The following is a 22,160-nucleotide window of genomic DNA, read 5'->3' on the forward strand; positions in this document are numbered from 1 at the left end:
AATAATAGTGAGGATTTAAGTTTACACTTTGTTTTTCGTGTTTATAATGATGTTCATCATAAAGAATTTTTAATGATTGCCTGTTAGATAGGTGCAATTAACATAAATATGAATTGTGAAATGTATAAAGAGAGAACACCTCTTAAGGGGGATTTTGAGTATGGCTGATTATTTAGTCATCGTTGAGTCGCCAGCAAAGGCGAAAACGATTGAGCGTTATTTAGGAAAAAAGTATAAAGTAAAAGCTTCAATGGGGCACGTAAGGGATTTACCGAAAAGTCAGCTCGGTGTTGATACTGAGCATGACTTCGAACCGAGATATATTACGATTCGCGGGAAAGGCCCGGTTTTAAAAGAATTAAAAACAGCGGCGAAAAAAGCAAAAAAAGTCTATCTCGCAGCTGACCCCGATAGAGAGGGAGAAGCGATTGCTTGGCATTTAGCACACAGCCTTGACCTTGACCTCTCTTCTGAATGCCGCGTTGTTTTTAACGAGATTACAAAAGATGCGATTAAGGATTCCTTTAAGCATCCACGTATGATCAATATGGACTTAGTTGATGCGCAGCAGGCAAGACGGATTTTAGATCGTCTCGTTGGGTATAAAATCAGTCCGATTTTATGGAAGAAAGTGAAAAAGGGCTTAAGTGCCGGACGTGTTCAATCAGTTGCACTCCGCCTGATTATTGATCGCGAGAATGAAATTAATGAATTTAAACCAGAAGAATACTGGACTATTGACGGTACATTCCTTAAAGGAAAAGAAAGCTTCGAAGCGAGTTTCTTTGGCCTCAATGGTAAAAAACATCCATTGAAAACAAAAGAAGATGTAAAAGAAATCCTTTCGAAATTAAAAGGAAGCAAATTCTCTGTAGAGAAAGTAACGAAAAAAGAGCGGAAACGTAATCCAGCCGTTCCGTTTACGACTTCTACTTTACAGCAGGAAGCTGCAAGAAAATTAAACTTCCGTGCGAAAAAAACAATGATGATTGCACAGCAATTATATGAAGGAATTGATCTTGGTAAAGAAGGTACAGTCGGTCTCATTACATATATGAGAACGGACTCAACACGTATTTCCAATACGGCGATTGAAGAAGTATCTGCTTTCATTGATCAGACGTACGGCAAGAATTTCTTAAACACAACAAAACGACCGGCCAAAAAGAATGAAAATGCACAAGATGCTCACGAAGCCATCCGCCCGACTTCTACGTTAAGAAAACCGGCAGATGTCAAGCATGTGCTAAGCCGCGATCAGCTTCGTCTGTATAAATTGATTTGGGAACGATTCGTGGCAAGCCAAATGGCGCCGGCTGTTCTTGATACAATGAGTGTGGATCTTGATCATAACGGTCTTACTTTCCGTGCGAATGGCAGTAAAGTGAAATTTCCTGGGTTTATGAAGGTTTATGTGGAAGGAAAGGACGACCAGCTAGAGGAAAAGGACAAAATGCTTCCTGATCTCAAAGAAGGAGATACAGTTCTTTCAAAAGATATCGAACCTGAACAGCACTTCACACAGCCGCCTCCGCGTTACACTGAGGCAAGATTGGTCAAAACACTTGAAGAGCTCGGTATAGGCCGTCCATCTACGTATGCACCAACATTAGATACGATTCAAAAGCGCGGCTATGTCGCACTTGATAATAAACGATTTACTCCGACAGAGCTTGGAGAGATTGTACTCAACTTAATCATTGAATTCTTCCCTGAAATCATTAACGTTGAATTTACAGCGAAAATGGAAAAGGAACTTGATAGCGTTGAAGAAGGTACGATCGAATGGGTTCGTATTATCGACAGCTTCTATCAAGACTTTGCAAAACGGGTAGAAAAAGCTGAAGCAGAGATGCAAGAAGTTGAGATTGAGCCGGAATACGCCGGAGTTGATTGTGAAGAGTGCGGACATCCGATGGTGTACAAAATGGGTCGATACGGTAAGTTCATGGCTTGCTCTAACTTTCCTGACTGCCGTAACACAAAACCAATTGTCAAAGATATCGGTGTCAAATGCCCGTCTTGTCATGAAGGAAACATTGTTGAACGAAAATCGAAGAAACGCCGCATTTTTTACGGCTGTGATCGTTTTCCAGAGTGTGAATTCGTCTCTTGGGACAAACCAATTGAAAGAAAGTGTCCAAAATGCGAAAATATGCTTGTAGAGAAAAAGCTGAAAAAAGGCGTTCAAGTTCAATGTGTGAACTGTGATTATAAAGAGGAACAACAAAAATAGCGGTGAGCAGCCTTGTTCACCTGCTTTTTTATGTCATCAAACAGACCTTACGAAATAGGAGAGTTGTACAATGAGTCAATTTGTAAATGTGATCGGAGCCGGTTTAGCTGGAAGTGAAGCAGCATGGCAAATCGCTAAACGAGGCATTAAAGTCAATTTATATGAAATGAGACCTGTGAAACAAACGCCGGCTCACCACACAGATAAATTTGCGGAGCTTGTATGCAGCAACTCACTGCGTGCGAATGCTTTGACAAATGCAGTAGGTGTATTAAAGGAAGAAATGCGTCATTTAGATTCAGCCATCATCGCAGCAGCAGATGAAAGCTCAGTTCCTGCTGGCGGCGCGCTTGCAGTAGACCGTCATGAATTTGCAGCAAACGTGACAGACCGCGTGAAAAATCATCCGAATGTTACTGTCTTTCAAGAAGAGGTGCAGAGCATTCCAGAAGGTCCGACAATTATCGCGACTGGCCCGCTGACATCTGAAGCACTTTCCAAAGAATTAAAATCGTTAACAGGAGAAGAATATCTCTATTTCTACGATGCAGCAGCACCTATTCTAGAGAAAGACAGCATTGATATGGATAAGGTGTACTTGAAATCTCGCTATGACAAAGGAGAAGCTGCTTATTTAAACTGTCCAATGACAGAAGAAGAATTCGATCGTTTTTATGAGGCGCTCATTTCTGCTGAAACTGTACCATTAAAGGAATTTGAAAAAGAAATCTTCTTTGAAGGCTGTATGCCAATTGAAGTCATGGCGAAAAGAGGAAAGAAAACGATGCTGTTTGGTCCGATGAAGCCAGTAGGACTTGAAGATCCGAAAACAGGCAAAAGACCTTACGCTGTTGTTCAATTAAGACAGGATGATGCAGCAGGTACTTTATATAACATCGTTGGCTTCCAGACGCATCTGAAGTGGGGCGATCAAAAGGAAGTATTCCGTTTGATTCCAGGTCTTGAAGAAGCAGAGATTGTCCGTTACGGCGTGATGCACCGTAATACATTTATTAACTCGCCAAGCCTTTTAAGACCGACTTATCAGTTTAAAAATAGAGATGATCTATTCTTTGCCGGACAAATGACAGGCGTTGAAGGGTATGTCGAGTCCGCAGCGTCGGGACTAGTGGCAGGTATTAACGCCGCTCGTTTTGTCAAAGGAGAAGAGCTTGTGACACTTCCGGAGGAAACGGCGATTGGCAGTATGGCTCACTACATCACATCGACAAACAAGAAAAGCTTCCAGCCGATGAATGCGAATTTTGGTTTGCTGAAAGATCTAGGAGTTCGAATTAAAAACAAACAAGAACGTTATGCAGAGTACGCTAAGCGTGCAATCGAAACTATTCAAACTATTTCGAAATCTCTGTAGTAAAACATTGCACGGAAAGCAAGATATGTGATACCATTTAAAAGCCTTAAAGAGGTGTAAAAATGACGAATAAACAGCGTCTTGTCCACTTATTCATTGAATATCTGCAAATTGAAAAAAACTATTCAGCTTTAACGATCTCAGGATATACAGAAGCCATTGAAGAGTTTGTCAGATTTATGAACATTCAAGGAATAGACGGTTTTGAAGAGGTATCCTATCAAGATACGAGAATTTATTTAACAGAAGCTTATGAAAAAGGCCTGACAAGAAGAACGATTAGTAAGAAAGTCTCTGCGCTTCGCAGCTTTTATAAATTTTTATTAAGAGAACAGCTTGTGAAAGAAAATCCTTTTTTACTCGTTAGCTTACCAAAGCAGGATAAGCGGATTCCTTCATTTTTGTATGAAGAGGAACTAAAAGAGCTTTTTACAGTTTCTGATGTCAGCACACCACTTGGGCAAAGAAATCAAGCCATTTTAGAACTTCTTTATGCAACAGGTATGAGGGTCAGTGAGTTATGTTCATTAAAAGAATCTGATCTTGATTTATCGATGGATACAGTGCTTGTTCATGGGAAAGGCAGCAAGCAGCGGTATGTTCCTTTCGGGTCATATGCTCATGAAGCGCTCATTACTTATTTAGAGGATGGAAGGCAGAAGCTGAAAGCTAAGGGGAAAGACCGCGCTGATACTCATGTGTTTTTGAATCAGCGCGGGACGCCTCTTACAGACAGAGGTGTTCGATTCATTCTCACTGAATTAATGAAAAAGGCGTCAGGTACATTACATATCCATCCTCACATGTTGAGGCACACCTTTGCCACGCATCTCTTAAACGAGGGAGCAGATTTGAGAAGTGTTCAAGAACTTCTCGGTCATTCAAATTTATCATCTACACAGGTGTACACGCATGTATCAAAAGATTCTTTAAGAAACACGTACATGTCTCATCACCCAAGGGCTTTTAAACGATCCTAAAAGGAGGTTTTTTCATGTCATCATTTCATGCAACAACCATCTTTGCCGTTCAACATAAAGGAAAAAGTGCAATGGCTGGCGACGGTCAAGTTACTTTCGGGCAGGCTGTCGTGATGAAACACACAGCAAAAAAAGTGCGCCGTCTTTTCGGAGGCAAGGTGCTTGCAGGTTTTGCAGGTTCAGTAGCAGATGCTTTTACACTCTTTGAAAAGTTTGAAACAAAGCTTGAAGAATATGGTGGTAACTTAAAGCGGGCAGCCGTAGAACTAGCGAAGGAATGGCGAAGTGACAAGATGCTAAGGCAGCTTGAGGCTATGCTCATCGTCATGAATAAAGAAAGTATTTTGCTCGTCTCTGGAACTGGAGAGGTCATTGAACCAGATGATGGGATTTTGGCCATTGGCTCAGGCGGCAACTATGCGCTTAGCGCCGGGAGAGCTCTCAAAACCCATGCAGGTGATCATCTCACAGCGAGAGAAATTGCAAAGGCCGCTCTTGAAACGGCCGGAGAAATCTGTGTCTACACGAACGATCAAATCACTTTAGAAGAGCTTGAATAGAAAGGACATGAGACGTATGGAGAAAAAGCCGTTTACCCCAAGAGAGATAGTTGAAAAGCTTGATCAATACATCATTGGTCAGCTTGATGCGAAAAAAGCAGTGGCGGTGGCTTTAAGAAACCGTTACAGAAGAAGTCTTTTACATGATAAGCTAAAGGATGAAGTCGTTCCTAAAAACATTTTAATGATCGGCCCAACAGGTGTGGGGAAAACAGAAATTGCCCGCAGAATTGCTCGAATTTCTGGTGCGCCTTTTATTAAAGTGGAAGCGACGAAGTTTACTGAAGTGGGTTATGTCGGCCGTGACGTAGAGTCCATGGTGAGAGATTTAGTTGAAACAGCGATTAGACTTGTCAAAGAAGAAAAGATGAAAGATGTTCAAGAAGAAGCAGAAAAACAAGCAAATAAACGTCTTGTTCATTTACTTGTTCCTGGTAAGAAAAAGAGCCAGTCTGTGAAAAATCCTTTTGAGATGCTGTTTGGCGGTTCTGATGAAGATGACCGTGATCGAGATCATTCAAATGAAGAAGTGGAACTCGAATCGACAAGAAAGCGAATCGCTCATCAGCTGGCTATGGGAGAACTTGAAGATCATTACGTCACGATTGAAGTAGAAGAACAGCAGCCTTCCATGTTTGATATGCTTCAAGGCTCGGGTATGGAGCAAATGGGTATGAACATGCAGGATGCGCTCGGCAATCTCATGCCTAAAAAGAAAAAACGCAGAAAGCTGACTGTCAGAGAAGCAAGAAAGGCGTTAACGGCTGAGGAAGCTTCAAAACTGATTGATATGGATGAAGTCAGTCAGGAAGCGGTCTACAAAGCAGAGCAGCAAGGAATTATTTTTATCGATGAAATCGACAAAATTGCCAAAAGCGGTGGTGCATCATCTGCAGATGTTTCTCGTGAAGGGGTTCAGCGTGATATTTTACCGATTGTAGAAGGTTCAACTGTGATGACGAAATATGGTGCCGTTAAAACTGATCATGTGCTGTTTGTTGCAGCAGGTGCATTTCATATGGCAAAGCCATCAGATTTGATTCCGGAGCTTCAGGGACGTTTCCCAATCCGTGTAGAATTAGATAAATTAAGTATAGAAGACTTTGTGAAAATCTTAACGGAACCAGATAATGCATTATTAAAGCAATATAAAGCTTTACTTGAAACAGAAGGTATATCTCTTGAATTTTCTGACGATGCTATTCATAAGATTGCCGAAGTGGCTTATCATGTCAATCAGGAGACAGATAACATCGGTGCAAGAAGGCTTCATACCATACTTGAGAAGCTGCTTGAAGAGCTTTCATTTGAGGCGCCTGATATTACGATGGAGACAGTGACCATTACCCCTCAGTATGTCGAAGAGAAGCTGGGAAAGATTGCAAATAACAAAGATTTAAGTCAATTTATACTTTAACAAATGAATAAAGTAATCTAGGAGGATCATTATTATGGCGTTACTACAAAAAACAAGGATTATTAACTCAATGCTGCAAGATGCAGCGGGGAAACCAGTTAATTTTAAAGAAATGGCAGAAACACTGAGAGATGTCATTGATTCAAACATTTTCGTATTAAGCAGAAGAGGAAAGCTTCTTGGCTACTCCATTAATCAGCAGATCGAAAATGCACGTATGAAAAAAATGCTTGAAGATCGTCAGTTCCCTGAGGAATATACAAAGAGTCTATTCAATGTCCCTGAAACGTCTTCAAACCTTGATATTAACAGTGAATATACAGCTTTCCCTATTGAGAACCGTGACTTATTCCAATCAGGCTTAACAACAATTGTCCCAATTATCGGCGGAGGAGATCGTTTAGGTACGTTAATCCTGTCCCGCTTACAAGATACATTCACAGATGATGATTTAATTCTTGCTGAATACGGGGCAACAGTTGTTGGAATGGAGATTCTTCGCGAGAAAGCAGAGGAAATCGAAGAAGAAGCAAGAAGCAAAGCGGTTGTCCAAATGGCGATTAGCTCTCTTTCATATAGTGAGCTTGAAGCGATTGAGCACATTTTTGAAGAGCTGGATGGAAACGAAGGTCTTCTTGTCGCAAGTAAAATTGCAGATCGTGTAGGGATTACGCGTTCAGTGATCGTAAACGCCTTACGTAAGTTAGAAAGTGCAGGCGTAATCGAATCTCGTTCTCTTGGAATGAAGGGAACGTACATCAAAGTGTTAAACAACAAATTTTTAATTGAACTCGAAAATTTAAAATCTCATTAATCAAAAACCCTTTTTGGCCGAAATAAATGCTGAAAAGGGTTTTTTTATGTGAAAAAATGAGGATTTGTCCGAAAAATGTCACTCTTTTTTCCAAGAAACCCCTTACAAATCTGTAGTGCTTTGAATCTAGGCCTTTATACCTATTCGTAAAATAGATATATATTACGAGTTTTTTTTACATATACATCATAGACTTTAATCCTATTATTTCTTACAATGAACATATGGTTTTACAAATCTCGACATGATTAAATGGAATGAAATACATATGATTGGAGGTATATGGTTTTGGATATATTTTCTGGAACGATAAGCAACCTTGAGAATGCCTTGGGCAGAGCGAATGTTAAGCAAAAAGTCATAAGCAATAATATCGCGAATATAGATACACCGAACTACAAGTCGAAAAACGTCGCATTCCATGACATGCTAAATGATGCGTCAATCAAATTAGATGCTAAAAAAACATACCAAGGTCACATTGATTTTTCAAAAACAGGGTCTAATTATTCAGTTGTTTCGAGCAACCGTACTTCTTATCAAGAAAACGGAAATAATGTCGATATTGATCAAGAGATGAGTGAACTCGCTAAAAACCAAATTCAGTATAATGCGCTGGTGGAAAGAATGAGCGGGAAATTCAATTCTCTTAAAACAGTTTTGACAGGAGGTAAGTGATGTCGATCTTTTCAGGAGTGAACGCTTCGGCCTCAGCATTAACGGCACAGAGGCTCAGAATGGACGTTGTATCCTCAAACCTTGCAAATATGGATACGACAAGAGCTAAACAGGTTGATGGCAACTGGGAGCCTTATAGACGTAAGCTTGTCACATTACAGCCGTCAGGTGAATCGTTTTCATCTATATTGAACTCAAGTATGAATTCGAGCGGCAAATTAGGAAACGGCGTCAAAGTAACAAAGATTACTGAAGACGAAACTCCATTCAACCTTCAATATGATCCTACAAATCCCGATGCCAATGAAAATGGATATGTTCAAACACCAAATGTCGATCCATTAAAAGAAATGGTCGACCTCATCAGCAGCTCAAGATCATATGAAGCAAACGTGACTGCTCTAAATGCGAATAAAAGCATGCTGATGAAAGCTTTAGAAATAGGAAAGTAAGGTGAAAACAATTGGTTAATGCAATATCTCCTTTCCAGCTTCAAACTGCTCAGCAAGCAAGTGAATTGACGAATGCAACGCCCATTCAGGCGGCTGCACCTAAAAGTCAAACGAATTTCTCTGATGTGCTGAAGAATTCCATTGAGGCATTAAATCAATCACAGCTGAAATCAGACCAGTATACAAATGCGCTTGCACAAGGAAAAGATGTCAATCTCGATGAAGTCATGATTGCTTCACAAAAAGCGAGTGTCACACTCACAGCTGCAACAGAGTTTCGAAATAAAGCAGTCGAAGCGTACCAAGAGATTATGAGAATGCAGATGTAGGAGGTGCTGGTGGACAAAAAAAGACTGAATGGAATGACCGGGGGTTAAGATGAATCGTACTTTAATGCAATTAAGAACAAAAACAGTTGAGTTTTGGCGAAATCGATCAAAATTACAAAAAATACTCATGATTGGCGGCGTTGCTGCCCTAGCAATCATTATTACGGTTGTTAGCATCTTTGCTTCTTCTGAAAAAATGGTTCCGCTCTTTAGAGACTTGTCTGAGGCAGAAGCTGGACAAATCAAACAGGAACTAGATGGCAAAAACGTTAAATCGGAACTTGCAAACAATGGAACAACGATTCTCGTTCCAGAAAAGCAAGCAGATTCTTTAAAAGTAACACTCGCATCCGAAGGGCTCCCTAAGACAGGCAACATTGATTATTCCTTCTTTGCAAACAATTCAGGCTTCGGTTTAACAGATAATGAATTTGATGTTCTGAAAGTAGACGCAACTCAGACAGAACTATCCAATCTGATCAACACAATTGATGGGATTAAAGATTCAAAAGTGATGATTAACCTGCCAAAAGATTCCGTTTTTGTTGGAGAAGAGCAAAGTAATGCATCAGCATCCATAGTGCTGCAAGTTGAGCCGGGCTACACGCTCACACCGCAGCAAGTAAAAGGCCTTTATCATCTTATTTCAAAAAGTGTGCCGAATTTAAAAACAGAAAACATTGTCATTATGGACCAAGATTCCAACTACTACGACTTAAACACCAGCTCCGATTCCTATGCAAGTGGAATGGATGCACAGCAGCAGAAAAAAGAGGAAATCGAAAAGAATCTTCAAAGAAAAATTCAGCAGCTGCTCGGAACAATGATGGGTCAAGATAAAGTGGCTGTATCGGTCACAACAGACATTGATTTTACTGAAGAAAAAAGAAAAGAAGACCTAGTAGAACCTGTTGATAAAGAAAACATGCAGGGGATTGCTGTCAGCGCTGAAAAGATTGCTGAAACTTATTCAGGTAACGGCGCAGCAGCTGGAGGCACCGCTGGAACAGGTGACGATGATGTCACAAATTATCAAGGTGCCGATGGAGCGAATGGAAGCGGAGATTACGAAAAGAGCGAAGATCGCATCAATTATGAAGTCAACCGCATTCATAAAGATATCAAAGAAAGCCCTTATAAAATTAGAGATGTTGGCATTCAAGCATTGGTCGAACCACCAACTGCAAACGATGTAAACTCTTTAACGGCTGAAAGACAAGATGATATCAAAAAGATTCTTTCAACGATCATTAGCACATCGATTGATAAAGAATACACAAATGGTCAAGCGCTCACTCAAGCCGACTTAGATAACAAAATCGTTTTATCTGTATCAAAATTAGACGGTAAACAGCAAACTGCGGCAGATAACCCTTCAAACAATATTCCAATTTGGGTTTATATTGTAGGCGGTGTGCTTCTACTTGCAATTATCGCTCTTATCATTCTTCTTGTACGCAAGCGTAGAAGAGATGAGGAAGAAGAGTTTGAGTTTGATGAACGTACACCAATCGATGTTCCTGATATCGACACTGAACCAGAAACAGAAGAAATGGTGAGAAAAAATCAGCTTGAAAAAATGGCAAAAGAAAAACCAGAAGACTTTGCTAAATTGCTACGCAGCTGGCTGTCCGAGGATTAGGAGGAATACACATGTCGAGAAAAGATCCAAATCGACTAACAGGCAGACAAAAAGCAGCAATCCTAATGATTTCCTTAGGGCTAGACGTGTCAGCATCTGTATACAAACATCTGTCTGAAGACGAAATAGAAAAATTAACATTAGAAATTTCCAATGTACGAAGTGTAGATACTGCTAAAAAAGATGAAGTCATCGAAGAGTTTCACAGCATTGCCATCGCGCAGGACTACATATCGCAGGGCGGTCTTATGTACGCAAGACAAGTGCTTGAAAAAGCGCTTGGTGAGGATAAAGCGGACAGCATCTTAAACAGGCTAACATCCTCTCTTCAAGTGAAACCATTTGATTTTGCTCGAAAGGCTGACCCAGAACAAATTTTAAACTTTATCCAGCATGAGCATCCACAAACGATAGCACTTATCCTTTCCTACCTGGATCCAGTGCAGGCTGGGCAAATTTTATCTGAGTTAGGCGAGGAAGTACAAACTGAGGTTGCGAGACGTATTGCCTTAATGGACCGTACATCTCCAGAGATCATCAATGAGGTGGAGCGTATTCTTGAACAAAAGCTTTCTTCAACCTTTACGCAGGACTATACGCAAACGGGCGGAGTCGAAGCGGTTGTAGAAGTGCTAAATGGTGTAGACCGTGCTACTGAGAAAACCATTTTAGACACACTTGAAATTCAAGATCCAGAGCTTGCTGATGAAATTAAGAAACGTATGTTTGTCTTTGAAGATATTGTCACTCTTGACAGCAGAGCGATTCAGCGTGTCATCAGAGATGTTGAAAATGATGACTTATTGCTCGCACTCAAAGTGGCAAGCGAAGAAGTCAAAGAAATTGTCTTCCGCAACATGTCACAGCGGATGGTCGAAACATTCAAAGAAGAAATGGAGTTTATGGGGCCTGTCCGGCTTAGAGATGTCGAGGAAGCACAAACCCGTATTGTCAGCATCGTAAGACGACTTGAGGAAGCTGGAGAAATCGTCATAGCTCGAGGCGGAGGAGACGATATCATTGTCTAGGATTATCAAACATGAAACATCTGTTATTCCTGAACAAGGGCGGCAAACGATTCCTTTACAGCAAGTAAACTTTAAAAGAGAACATCACGAAGAAGAGCTTGTCAATGAAACTGAAGCATCGCAGCTAGTACTCAGTGATGCAGAAGATCAAGCGAGCCGCATATTAGAACAAGCAAACAGTGAGCTGGAAAAAACAATGGCTGAAATCAATCAGCGCCGGACTGATTTTGAAGAGGAAAGAATGCAGCTCATTGAAGAAGCGAAACAAGCAGGTTATCAAGAAGGCTTCCAAAAGGGCGAAGCAGATGCGAATATGCAGTACCAAGCTATTCTTGATCAAGCAAATGACATCGTCAGTCTTGCAAGGCAGGATTACGAAGAAAAAATTGAAAGCTCTGCTGAGCAAATTGTAGAACTCGCTTTTGAACTCGCCAAACGCGTTTGGAATGCAGCTGAGGACACGAAAGATCCATTTTTGGCTCTTGTGAAGCAGGTCATTTCAGAAGTGAAAGAATATGATGATATTTCCATCTATGTTGACCCTGAACATTACGAGCATGTGATGGAATATAAAGACGAATTGATTAGAATCCTTCAAAAGGATACACACCTTGCCATTTACTCGGATGAAAAAGCGCCAAAAGGAACTTGTTACGTAGAAACAAGTTTTGGAAAAGTGGAAGCGAGTGTTGATACCCAAATGAATCAGTTGAAAGAAAAATTATTAGAAGTCATTGATTCAGGTGATCACAAATGAAAATGGATGTACTAAAAGAAACGATTGAAACTGCCGATCCTTATAAACGATTTGGTAAAGTCAATCGAGTGGTTGGGCTCATGATTGAATCTAAGGGGCCGGAGAGTTCGATCGGTGATGTTTGTCTCATTCATAAAAAAGGGAGCAAGCACCATCCGATAAAAGCAGAGGTCGTAGGGTTTAGAGATGAAAACATTTTGCTCATGCCTTATGTAGAAGCATCCAATATTTCACCAGGAAGTCTTGTTGAAGCGACGGGTGAGTCGCTGAAGGTCAAAGTAGGGACTGGATTAATTGGTGAAGTCGTTGATGCCTTCGGTGATCCGCTTGATGGCAGTATGCTTCCAAAAGGACTTGCACCTGTTTCGACAGATCAGTCACCCCCAAATCCAATGGACAGGCCGCCTATTCGAGAAAAGATGGGTGTCGGTGTTAGAGTCATTGATAGTTTGCTCACAGTTGGCACTGGTCAAAGGATCGGGATTTTTGCCGGAAGTGGTGTTGGAAAAAGTACCTTAATGGGGATGATTGCAAAGCAGACAGAAGCAGACCTGAATGTCATTGCCCTTGTTGGAGAGCGTGGCCGTGAAGTTCGTGAGTTTATTGAAAAGGATTTAGGTTCTGAAGGACTGAAGCGATCAATTGTTGTCGTTGCTACTTCTGACCAGCCTGCACTGACGAGACTGAAAGCTGCGTATACAGCAACAGCTATTGCGGAGTATTTCAGGGACAGAGGCAAAAATGTCATGTTCATGATGGATTCTGTTACGAGGGTCGCCATGGCGCAAAGGGAAATAGGACTCGCAACTGGCGAGCCGCCAACAACAAAAGGATATACACCTTCAGTGTTCGCTATACTGCCAAAATTGCTCGAACGAACTGGGACAAATCAGCTTGGTTCCATCACAGCGTTTTACACAGTGCTTGTTGATGGAGACGATATGAACGAGCCGATCGCTGATACAGTGAGGGGGATCCTTGACGGGCACATTGTACTTGATCGTGCTTTAGCCAACAAAGGACAATTTCCCGCTGTTAACATTTTGAAAAGTATCAGCCGTGTCATGAGTAATATCGCAAGTCATGATCACAAGGAAGCGGCTAACCGGTTCCGCCAGCTTTTGTCCACTTATCAAAACGCTGAAGACCTCATTAATATTGGAGCATATAAAAAAGGCTCCTCCAAAGATATTGATGAGGCCATGCAGGCTTATCCTCATCTGATTTCATTTTTGAAGCAGGATGTAGAAGAGGCTGTATCTATTGAAGACAGTGTGAGTTTATTGCTCAGTTTGATGAATAGAGAGGATTGACAAAAACAGTGAGATATCAATACAAATTTCAAAAGCTCTTAGAACTGAAAGAAAGTGAAAAAGACAAGTCACTCGCAGCGTACCAACAATCCGTTTCGGCATTTGAGCAAGTCGCTGAAAAACTCTATGAAAATATGAGTAAAAAAGAGCTAATGGAAAAAAGCAAAGAAGAAAAGCTGAGAAGTGGAATGAGTGTTCAAGAAATGCGTCATTACCAGCAATTTGTGACCAACTTAGATAACACCATTCAGCATTATCAGCAGCTTGTGATCATGAAACGTCACCAAATGAATGAAAAACAATCTGATTTAACTGAAAAAAACATTGAGTTTAAAAAGTTTGAAAAAATGAAAGAAAAGCAATTTGAAAAGTTCTCCCTTGAACATAAGGCAATTGAAATGAAAGAAATGGATGATATCTCTATCAGCCAATTCATGTTTCAAGGACATTAGGAGTCGAGATGAATGCCTAAGAAGGAAAAAACGAAGGAATCAGGCGGCGGAAAATTTCAATGGATCTTGTTTATTGTCATCATCCCATTGATTGTGCTTGTGATTGTCACTGGCACGATCCTTTATATGGCAGGTTTTGATCTAAAAAAACCGCTTCAAAACATTCCTGGGATCAGCAGTTTGGTTGGTTCAGATGACACCTCAAAAACGTCATCTTCACCTAATGATCAAAGCGATGCAGAGTTGAAAGAACTGAAAAAGACCATTAAAGAGCAAAAAAATGAGCTCGAAATTGCACAAAAAGATTTGAAAACAAGTGATGAAGAGATTAAAAGATTGAATCAAAAAATCAACTCACTTGAAAAAACATCTGAAAATGATGCAAAGAATACGTCAGCCAATGACAGTTCATCGAATAACGGCTCATCAAATAACACGTCAGGTAATAACTCAGCAGGGGCGTCCTCTGATGCAGCGGCTTCCTCTAATCAGCAGACAAAAGGAAAGGTCGCCAGCATTTATGAAAGCATGGACCCAGGGAAATCCGCCAAAATTTTATCAGAATTAAGTGATAAAGAGGCGTTAAAAATCCTTGAAGAGCTGAGCAAAAATAAACTGACAGACATATTAGCAAAATTGACACCTCAGAAGGCAGCAACGTTTACAAAAGAGCTTGCCAAAAAAGAAGAAAGTGAAAATGGGGGTGGACAATAAGTGAAGCTATTGGATATTGGAGCCTTACAGCAATCTTCTCAAGGTCTCTCAGGGCTAAAAGGAGACGGCGCTGCATCTGCACGCGGTTTGTTTAAACAATTGCTTAGCGGAGCAGGCGCTCAAAGCGGCCCTGTTCATGCTGAAACAGCCGCTCTTGCCTCTCTTTCTATCAATGATGCGATGCAAATTGTTGAAAAATGGATGCAATCACCTGAAGAAGGAATGAGCGCAGACTTACTCAGTGCGCTTCAAACACTACAAGGTCAAACGCTTGAATTATCTGATCTCAAGTCACTTGAAGAACTATTTCAAAAAATGGAATCTTCCATTTACGGTGATCAAGCTGAAAAGCCAGGTTCTGAGCATAGTGAACAGCTCATACAAGTCCACTTTTTCATCTATCAGTTGCTCAATCAACAGCCGCTCAGCTTTGATGCGAAACTTGTGCAGGATATTGAAGGGAAAGGTCAAGACTTTATCCACTTTCTTTCTAAAAACGGGGTAGATGAAAAACTCATTCAGCAAGTAAAAGAGCAGTTCTTCTCGCAGGGTTCAGCGCCAAAGCTGAATTCGATGACTCAAAGTGAGCTAAAGCACTTTAATCAGCTAATCGACCATATGATGGCGAATGCGAAAGGGTCTGACAAAGAGTGGAAAATTTCACTAGGAGAGTTGAAGGAACTAATCTCTCCAAAACAAGAATCTACACTCGCTTCTCCGGCAAAAGGGAATGCATCTCTTGAGTGGCTCATCAAAAAAGAAGTCGTTAAAGGACAAAGCGCTGCTGCACCAGCTTCTGAAAAAATAATGACCCACTCGCTTCTGCCAGGTCATAAGCAGTTTTTCCAACTGCAGTCAGCGGCTCCTGTTCAGCAGACACAAACGACTGATGAAAAGCCAGGAACGGTTGATCAGCAAATTCTAAACACGTGGAAGCAAATGAAATTCACGCCGTTTGGCAATTCAAGCGGACGCTTTACCGTTCGGTTAAATCCGGAAAATCTTGGATTCATTACCATTCAGCTAACAAAGCAAAACGGGATGTATGCGAGTAAAATTACAGCTTCAACGCAAGCAGCGAAAGAGCTGTTAGAGCATCATCTGCCGCAGCTCAAGCAGGCGCTTCCGAATATGTCGGTTCAAGTGGACCGTTTCCATATACCGCTTCAATCAAATGAGCAGCCGTTATTTGGACAGTTTAGTGAAGAAAACAAGCAGCAGCAGCCAAAAGGACAGAATTTCCAGCAGACTGATGAACAGGAAACAGAATTCCAAGATGTACTGGATGCTCTTGTTGGGTCAGATGAAGAAGAGGAGGAGATCTAATGGCAACAGTTGATGCTACGAATAGAACAGCCGCACAAGCAGACACTTCTTCAAAAGCAGAAAAGAAAACAGAAACGCTTGGCAAAGATCAATTCTTGAAAATTTTGCTCACGCAGCTTCAAAACCAAGATCCGACAAACCCGCTTGATGACCGTGAGTTTGTCACGCAGCTGGCGACATTTTCATCTTTAGAACAGCAAACCAATATGAACGATTCGATCACTAAACTAAATCAGCTCATGTCTACATTTGTTGCACACCAAGATCCGTTTACGACGTATGTAGGCTGGATTGGTAAAGAAGTATCGGGCAAATTGGATGATAAAGAGATATCGGGCACTGTGAAGTCTGTTAAAAACATAGACAATGAATACTTACTTGTTTTAGAAGATGGAACGAAAATCAGCCCTTGGGATGTTACAGCAGTTGGAGAAAAAACGAAGTAATTCGAGGAGGAAAATAAATGTTACGCTCACTTTACTCAGGAATTAGCGGAATGAAAAACTTCCAATCAAAATTAGATGTGGTAGCCAACAACGTAGCCAACGTCAATACACACGGATACAAAAAGAGCCGTATCACGTTTAAAGATATGGTCAGCCAAACCATTGGAAGTTCAGGTGGACCAACGAACAACTCTGGTTCAATCAACTCAAAACAAATTGGTTTAGGGTCATCTTTATCTTCTATTGATAAAATCATGTCAGCGGGATCTTCTCAAAATACAAATGAACCTTACGACTTCTATATCAATGGCGATGGGTTTTTCCGTATTGAAAGTCAAGGAGAAATTCTTTATACAAGAACAGGGAATTTCGACACTGATTCAGAGGGAAGCTTAGTCACCCCTGATGGAAATTATCTACTTGGAATGAATGGACAAAAGATAACGATTCCAGATGGCGTTTCAAGTGTAAGTGTTGGTCCAGATGGAACGGTTTCGGTTGTTGAAAACAACGTATCTAGAAATGTTGGACAGATTTCACTCGTATCTTTCCGTAACGCTGGAGGATTAGACAAAGTTGGTGACAACCTTTACCGCCAAACGTTAAGCTCAGGTGCACCAAGTAATCCTATCGTACCTGGTGAAGAAGGAACTGGCGTGATCCAAACAGGGAAACTTGAAATGTCAAACGTTGATTTAACAGACGAGTTTACCGAAATGATTATCGCGCAGCGTGGATTCCAATCGAATGCAAAGACGATTACAACATCTGATGAAATTCTGCAAGAGCTTGTGAATCTGAAACGATAGGAGGTAGGGGGAGCGGATGCTCGCTTCTCTGCTTAATATGATTGAAGTGACAAGATTAAATGGCAAAGGATTTATGCTGAACGCTCTCCATATCGAGCAAATCGAAAGTTTTCCAGACACGACCATTACTTTGGCCAATGGAAAGAAATTCGTTGTGAAAGAAGATGAAGAGCAGCTTCAAGAGAAAATCATTTCTTTCTACAGAAAAATCCAAGTCATTTCATTGAATCAAGGAATAGAGGAGTTTGAATGAAGAAGAAATTAGTCGTAGTAATGCTAATCATGATTATTGCCATCGTCGGAATTGGAGCAGGCATCTTTTTTCTGCTGAATGGGTCAGACGAAGCAAAAGCTGAAAAAGAGCCAACAGCAGATGAAGTCGTAAAAGCTTCTGTTGAAATTCCTGAGATTATCACCAATTTAAAGTCTGAAGGAAATGCTGTCAAACTTGTCCTGAATATTGAAACGGACTCTGAAAAAGCAAAATCAGAGCTTGAGAAAAGAAGTTTCCAGGTAAAAGATGCTGTAATCGACATTTTATCAGACACGAATGCAGATGAACTTGATGGCAAAAAAGGCAGAGAACATTTTAAAACACAAGTCAAAAACAAAGTGAATAACTATTTGCAAGATGGCAAGGTGAAAGAAGTATATATAACCTCCTTTAATCTGCAATAGAGGCGATTAATTAACGCGATGGAGGTGAAGAAATGTCAGGAGAAGTGCTTTCCCAGAATGAGATCGACGCATTATTATCCGCCATCTCAACAGGCGAAATGGATGCAGAAGAGCTGAAAAAAGAGGAAACGACGAAAAAAGTGAAGGTGTATGACTTTAAACGTGCACTGCGCTTTTCAAAAGACCAGATTCGAAGTTTAACAAGGATTCATGATAACTTCGCTAGACTGCTCACCACGCATTTTTCAGCGCAGCTAAGATCATATATTCAAATTACTGTCAGCTCGGTTGACCAAGTACCATACGAAGAATTTATTCGTTCGATTCCTAATATGACATTATTAAACTTATTTTATGTCAGCCCGCTTGAAGGAAGAATCATGCTTGAAGTAAACCCAACAATCGGCTATGCGATGATGGACAGGCTGATGGGCGGGATTGGCATTAGTCATAATAAGACAGAATCACTTACAGAAATTGAAACAAAGATTATCTCAAACATGTTTGAGGGAGCTTTGGAAAATTACAGAGAAGCGTGGCAGTCCATAACCGACATCGAGCCTGAAATGGCAGATTTCGAGGTAAATCCCCAGTTTGTTCAAATGGTGTCACCAAACGAAACAGTTGTCGTCATTTCTCTTAATACACAGATTGGCGAGGTAAGCGGGGTTATTAACCTATGTATTCCTCACGTTGTATTAGAGCCTATTATTCCGAAGCTGTCTGTACACTACTGGATGCAGTCTGAACGAAATGAACCAAAACAGCAAGAAACAAAGGCCATTGAAAAACGGATTATGAAGGCAAAAATACCGGTAGTCGCAGAGCTGGGACAATCGGAAATGACGGTGGAAGAGTTTTTGAATTTGGAAATTGGTGATTGTATTGCCTTGGACAAACCAGTAAATGCGCCTCTTACTGTTATGGTCGGAAATAAACCGAAATTCTTGGGACAGGCCGGCCGCGTGAATCGGAAACAGGCGATTCAAATTCTAGATCACGACATAAGAGGTGAAGAAGATGGAGAATAACGGAAGTAAATTATCACAAGACGAAATCGATGCGCTCCTTAAAGGAGGCAGCAATGACGATATAGAGCCTGATACAGTCCTTTCTGCAATGGAGCAAGATGCTATTGGAGAAATCGGAAATATTTCATTCGGCAGCTCTGCAACAGCACTTTCAACCCTATTAAATCAAAAAGTGGAGATTACAACTCCAACTGTTACAGTGATTCAAAAAAGTATGCTGAATGAGGAATTTCCTCATCCGTATGTTGCTATTGAAGTGAATTATACGGAAGGCTTCAGCGCAAGTAACCTGCTTGTCGTCCAGCAAACAGATGCAGCAGTTATTGCGGACTTAATGATGGGCGGAGACGGGACAAATGCTGACCCTTCTTTAAGCGAAATTCACTTAAGTGCAGTACAAGAAGCAATGAACCAAATGATGGGTTCTGCTGCGACATCCATGTCGACTGTCTTTAATAAAAAAATTGATATTTCTCCGCCGCGCGTCGAATTACTTGATGTGAAAGAAGGAGAAGGGACAGACCGCATTCCAGCTGAAGAAATGCTTGTCAAAGTATCCTTCAGATTAAAAATAGGTGAACTCATCGATTCAAATATTATGCAGCTTTATCCTATTACATTTGCGAAGGATTTAATCGCAGAATTAACAGATCCTGCGCAAGGAGAAGAGCCGGTTCAAGAAGAAGTGAGTGCACCTGAACCTCAGCCGGCAGCTCCGCAAACGCAGTCTGCCCCAGCGCAGCAAGCAGCACCGCCGAAAAGACAGGCGAAGCCAAAGCCGGCAGCACCTGTAAATGTGGCGCCAGTTGAATTTGAATCGTTCAGTGAGCCTCAGCATACAACAAACCAGCTTGGAAACCTTGACATGCTGATGGACATTCCGCTTTCCATTACGGTGGAACTTGGAAGAACTCAGCGCAGTGTAAAAGAAGTTCTTGAGCTTTCAGCAGGAAGTATCATTGAACTGGACAAACTTGCTGGTGAGCCAGTAGACATCCTAGTTAACAAACGAATCGTCGCCAAAGGGGAAGTCGTTGTCATTGATGAGAACTTTGGTGTTCGTGTGACTGACATTTTAAGCCAGTCAGAAAGACTTTCTAATTTAAAATAAACAAACATACAGGGAGAGAATAAGTAAATGGCTACTAAGGTATTAATCGTAGATGATGCAGCATTCATGAGAATGATGATCAAGGATATTCTTGTAAAAAACGGATTTGATGTAGTAGGAGAAGCAGAAAACGGCGCACAAGCAGTTGAAAAATATAAGGAAACATCTCCTGATCTTGTCACAATGGATATCACAATGCCAGAAATGGACGGAATCACTGCACTAAAAGAAATTAAACAAATCGATGCTTCTGCAAAAATCATCATGTGTTCTGCAATGGGGCAGCAGTCAATGGTTATTGACGCGATCCAAGCAGGTGCAAAAGACTTTATCGTGAAGCCATTCCAGGCAGACCGCGTACTTGAAGCAATTAATAAAACGTTAGGCTAAAAAAGGGTGTAAGATTTGTTGAAAAAACGTTTGATATGTATAGCAATGATCAGTTTTATGCTTTTCTTGACGATGCAGCCTGCCTCACTGTTTGCCGAAACGAAAGATCCTGAGAATGGCACAGTGAATGACTGGCTCAAAGGTGAGAAAGAAAGCAAAAAGGATACAGAGAAGAAAACCACTGACAATCAAACGAATCCGGCAGAAGAAGTTCCCTCTTCTTCTGTCTCCATTATGGATTTTGTCAAAATGATTGGTGCCTTACTTTTTGTCATCCTGCTTATTTATGGTTTAGTGAGATTTGTTGGTAAGCAAAACCGCTTACTCAAACCATTTCGCTATGTTGAAAATATCGGCGGAACGACAGTCGGACAAAACCGTTCAGTCCAGCTGATCAAAGTGGGAAAACGAGTATTAGTTGTCGGCGTAGCAGACTCAATCCAGCTGCTAAAAGAAATTGATGATGAACAAGAATGTGAAGCGATCGTGAAACAATATGAAGAAGCGATGGAAAGCAAAACCGATTTACCAAAAATGGTTCAAAAATTCACATCGCAGATAAAGAAACATGATCAGCCGACCACTTCTTCTTTTTCAGCCAATTTAAAGGCGCAGCTAGCCGAATTGAAAAAGACCCAATCAGAAGTCAGAAAGAAAGGCCCGAAACAAAATGAATGAGTTTATTGATTTATTTAATTCCAGCGGTGCAGGAAACATCAGCACATCTGTCCGTCTTCTTTTACTTTTAACAGTATTTTCGGTTGCACCGGGCATTCTCATTTTAATGACGTGTTTTACACGGATTGTGATTGTTCTTTCATTCGTCAGAACATCACTTGCAACCAACTCAATGCCGCCAAACCAAGTGCTTGTTGGACTTGCGTTGTTTCTCACATTTTTTATCATGGCACCCACGTTCTCACAGATTAATAAAGAGGCGCTGACGCCGCTTTTAAATGATGACATCACGTTAAATCAGGCGTATGAAAAAGCCGAAGTGCCTATTAAAGAGTTTATGAGTAAACATACAAGACAAAAAGATTTGGCTTTATTTCTTAGCTACGCAAAAATGGATACACCTGAATCGATTAAAGATATTCCTTTAACGGCGATGGTTCCCGCTTTTGCCATTTCAGAATTAAAGACGGCATTTCAAATTGGTTTTATGATCTTTATTCCATTTTTAATTATTGACATGGTGGTCGCAAGTGTTCTGATGTCAATGGGGATGATGATGCTTCCGCCGGTTATGATATCGCTCCCTTTCAAAATATTGTTATTTGTTTTAGTCGATGGATGGTATTTGATCGTTAAATCTTTGCTGCAAAGCTTTTAGAGTAGGTGCTTAAAACATGAGTTCAGAATTTGTCATTACGATGGCTGAAAGATCAGTGTATGTGGTATTGCTTGTGAGTGGGCCGCTTCTAGCGCTTGCACTCATTGTGGGACTGATTGTCAGTGTGTTTCAGGCGACAACCCAAATTCAAGAACAGACGCTTGCGTTTATTCCTAAGATTGTTGCAGTACTCATTGGACTTGTTGTGTTTGGTCCATGGATGCTTTCAACAATCGTGTCCTTTACGACAGAGCTGTTCTCGAATTTAGATCGATTTGCAGGTTAA

General features: G+C 40.9%; 26 protein-coding genes. All 26 read left to right on the forward strand.

Annotated features, from left to right (window positions below):
* Nucleotides 1-160 precede the first annotated feature (160 nt).
* The 26 genes from topA (at nucleotide 161) to fliQ (ending at nucleotide 22,160) form a co-directional block, all read left to right on the forward strand.
* Complete coding sequence (gene topA / locus NSQ34_RS07710; protein ID WP_034281770.1) at nucleotides 161-2,236, forward strand: type I DNA topoisomerase; 2,076 nt, start codon at nucleotides 161-163, stop codon at nucleotides 2,234-2,236.
* 70 nt (nucleotides 2,237-2,306) lie between these two features.
* Nucleotides 2,307-3,611 carry an FADH(2)-oxidizing methylenetetrahydrofolate--tRNA-(uracil(54)-C(5))-methyltransferase TrmFO gene (trmFO, locus tag NSQ34_RS07715; protein WP_024424183.1) on the forward strand — a complete coding sequence of 435 codons (1,305 nt, stop codon included), beginning with the start codon at nucleotides 2,307-2,309 and terminating at the stop codon, nucleotides 3,609-3,611.
* Between the two features lie 62 nt (nucleotides 3,612-3,673).
* Nucleotides 3,674-4,591: a tyrosine recombinase XerC gene (gene xerC / locus NSQ34_RS07720; protein ID WP_034281771.1), complete on the forward strand. Its 918-nt coding sequence runs from the start codon at nucleotides 3,674-3,676 to the stop codon at nucleotides 4,589-4,591.
* Between the two features lie 14 nt (nucleotides 4,592-4,605).
* Entirely contained in the window at nucleotides 4,606-5,151 is a 546-nt protein-coding gene (hslV, locus tag NSQ34_RS07725; RefSeq protein ID WP_034281773.1) for an ATP-dependent protease subunit HslV, read from the forward strand.
* Between the two features lie 16 nt (nucleotides 5,152-5,167).
* Nucleotides 5,168-6,568, forward strand: coding sequence for an HslU--HslV peptidase ATPase subunit (hslU, locus tag NSQ34_RS07730; protein WP_024424180.1), 1,401 nt, complete (start codon nucleotides 5,168-5,170; stop codon nucleotides 6,566-6,568).
* Nucleotides 6,569-6,602: 34 nt separating this feature from the next.
* Nucleotides 6,603-7,382, forward strand: coding sequence for a GTP-sensing pleiotropic transcriptional regulator CodY (codY, locus tag NSQ34_RS07735; RefSeq protein ID WP_007499612.1), 780 nt, complete (start codon nucleotides 6,603-6,605; stop codon nucleotides 7,380-7,382).
* A gap of 288 nt (nucleotides 7,383-7,670) precedes the next feature.
* Nucleotides 7,671-8,060 carry a flagellar basal body rod protein FlgB gene (gene flgB / locus NSQ34_RS07740; protein WP_012009952.1) on the forward strand — a complete coding sequence of 130 codons (390 nt, stop codon included), beginning with the start codon at nucleotides 7,671-7,673 and terminating at the stop codon, nucleotides 8,058-8,060.
* On the forward strand, nucleotides 8,060-8,512 hold the full coding sequence (gene flgC / locus NSQ34_RS07745) for a flagellar basal body rod protein FlgC (protein WP_024424179.1): 453 nt from the start codon (nucleotides 8,060-8,062) through the stop codon (nucleotides 8,510-8,512). Before flgB ends, flgC begins: the two co-directional genes overlap by 1 nt.
* A gap of 11 nt (nucleotides 8,513-8,523) precedes the next feature.
* Nucleotides 8,524-8,841, forward strand: coding sequence for a flagellar hook-basal body complex protein FliE (fliE, locus tag NSQ34_RS07750; RefSeq protein WP_034281774.1), 318 nt, complete (start codon nucleotides 8,524-8,526; stop codon nucleotides 8,839-8,841).
* 49 nt (nucleotides 8,842-8,890) lie between these two features.
* Nucleotides 8,891-10,483: a flagellar basal-body MS-ring/collar protein FliF gene (gene fliF / locus NSQ34_RS07755; RefSeq protein WP_024424177.1), complete on the forward strand. Its 1,593-nt coding sequence runs from the start codon at nucleotides 8,891-8,893 to the stop codon at nucleotides 10,481-10,483.
* A gap of 11 nt (nucleotides 10,484-10,494) precedes the next feature.
* On the forward strand, nucleotides 10,495-11,511 hold the full coding sequence (gene fliG / locus NSQ34_RS07760) for a flagellar motor switch protein FliG (protein ID WP_034281776.1): 1,017 nt from the start codon (nucleotides 10,495-10,497) through the stop codon (nucleotides 11,509-11,511).
* Nucleotides 11,504-12,268 carry a flagellar assembly protein FliH gene (fliH, locus tag NSQ34_RS07765; RefSeq protein ID WP_034281779.1) on the forward strand — a complete coding sequence of 255 codons (765 nt, stop codon included), beginning with the start codon at nucleotides 11,504-11,506 and terminating at the stop codon, nucleotides 12,266-12,268. Before fliG ends, fliH begins: the two co-directional genes overlap by 8 nt.
* Nucleotides 12,265-13,581, forward strand: a complete 1,317-nt coding sequence (gene fliI / locus NSQ34_RS07770) for a flagellar protein export ATPase FliI (protein ID WP_034281781.1) — start codon at nucleotides 12,265-12,267, stop codon at nucleotides 13,579-13,581. The genes fliH and fliI overlap by 4 nt, the downstream gene beginning before the upstream one ends.
* A gap of 8 nt (nucleotides 13,582-13,589) precedes the next feature.
* Complete coding sequence (gene fliJ, locus NSQ34_RS07775; RefSeq protein WP_024424173.1) at nucleotides 13,590-14,033, forward strand: flagellar export protein FliJ; 444 nt, start codon at nucleotides 13,590-13,592, stop codon at nucleotides 14,031-14,033.
* A 12-nt stretch (nucleotides 14,034-14,045) separates the two neighbouring features.
* A complete protein-coding gene (locus tag NSQ34_RS07780) occupies nucleotides 14,046-14,747 on the forward strand; it encodes a MotE family protein (RefSeq protein WP_024426976.1) in 702 nt (233 codons plus the stop codon).
* Nucleotides 14,748-16,073, forward strand: a complete 1,326-nt coding sequence (locus tag NSQ34_RS07785) for a flagellar hook-length control protein FliK (RefSeq protein ID WP_024426977.1) — start codon at nucleotides 14,748-14,750, stop codon at nucleotides 16,071-16,073.
* Nucleotides 16,073-16,519 carry a flagellar hook assembly protein FlgD gene (gene flgD / locus NSQ34_RS07790; protein WP_342501065.1) on the forward strand — a complete coding sequence of 149 codons (447 nt, stop codon included), beginning with the start codon at nucleotides 16,073-16,075 and terminating at the stop codon, nucleotides 16,517-16,519. The genes NSQ34_RS07785 and flgD overlap by 1 nt, the downstream gene beginning before the upstream one ends.
* Before the next feature lie 17 nt (nucleotides 16,520-16,536).
* Nucleotides 16,537-17,328, forward strand: a complete 792-nt coding sequence (gene flgG, locus NSQ34_RS07795; protein WP_024426979.1) for a flagellar basal body rod protein FlgG — start codon at nucleotides 16,537-16,539, stop codon at nucleotides 17,326-17,328.
* A 37-nt stretch (nucleotides 17,329-17,365) separates the two neighbouring features.
* A complete protein-coding gene (locus tag NSQ34_RS07800) occupies nucleotides 17,366-17,581 on the forward strand; it encodes a flagellar FlbD family protein (RefSeq protein ID WP_008344794.1) in 216 nt (71 codons plus the stop codon).
* A complete protein-coding gene (gene fliL / locus NSQ34_RS07805) occupies nucleotides 17,578-18,006 on the forward strand; it encodes a flagellar basal body-associated protein FliL (RefSeq protein WP_024424168.1) in 429 nt (142 codons plus the stop codon). Before NSQ34_RS07800 ends, fliL begins: the two co-directional genes overlap by 4 nt.
* A gap of 32 nt (nucleotides 18,007-18,038) precedes the next feature.
* Nucleotides 18,039-19,037, forward strand: a complete 999-nt coding sequence (gene fliM, locus NSQ34_RS07810; RefSeq protein ID WP_024424167.1) for a flagellar motor switch protein FliM — start codon at nucleotides 18,039-18,041, stop codon at nucleotides 19,035-19,037.
* Nucleotides 19,027-20,148 (forward strand): flagellar motor switch phosphatase FliY, encoded by a 1,122-nt coding sequence (gene fliY / locus NSQ34_RS07815; protein ID WP_024426980.1) that lies wholly within the window; start codon nucleotides 19,027-19,029, stop codon nucleotides 20,146-20,148. Before fliM ends, fliY begins: the two co-directional genes overlap by 11 nt.
* A gap of 27 nt (nucleotides 20,149-20,175) precedes the next feature.
* Nucleotides 20,176-20,538 carry a response regulator gene (locus NSQ34_RS07820; RefSeq protein WP_007499584.1) on the forward strand — a complete coding sequence of 121 codons (363 nt, stop codon included), beginning with the start codon at nucleotides 20,176-20,178 and terminating at the stop codon, nucleotides 20,536-20,538.
* Between the two features lie 57 nt (nucleotides 20,539-20,595).
* Nucleotides 20,596-21,216 carry a flagella biosynthesis regulatory protein FliZ gene (gene fliZ, locus NSQ34_RS07825; RefSeq protein WP_231293995.1) on the forward strand — a complete coding sequence of 207 codons (621 nt, stop codon included), beginning with the start codon at nucleotides 20,596-20,598 and terminating at the stop codon, nucleotides 21,214-21,216.
* Nucleotides 21,209-21,874, forward strand: a complete 666-nt coding sequence (fliP, locus tag NSQ34_RS07830; protein ID WP_008354479.1) for a flagellar type III secretion system pore protein FliP — start codon at nucleotides 21,209-21,211, stop codon at nucleotides 21,872-21,874. The genes fliZ and fliP overlap by 8 nt, the downstream gene beginning before the upstream one ends.
* A gap of 16 nt (nucleotides 21,875-21,890) precedes the next feature.
* On the forward strand, nucleotides 21,891-22,160 hold the full coding sequence (gene fliQ / locus NSQ34_RS07835; RefSeq protein ID WP_003211206.1) for a flagellar biosynthesis protein FliQ: 270 nt from the start codon (nucleotides 21,891-21,893) through the stop codon (nucleotides 22,158-22,160).

The organism is Bacillus sp. FSL P2-0069 (genome assembly GCF_038593315.1).
Lineage (GTDB): Bacteria > Bacillota > Bacilli > Bacillales > Bacillaceae > Bacillus > Bacillus safensis.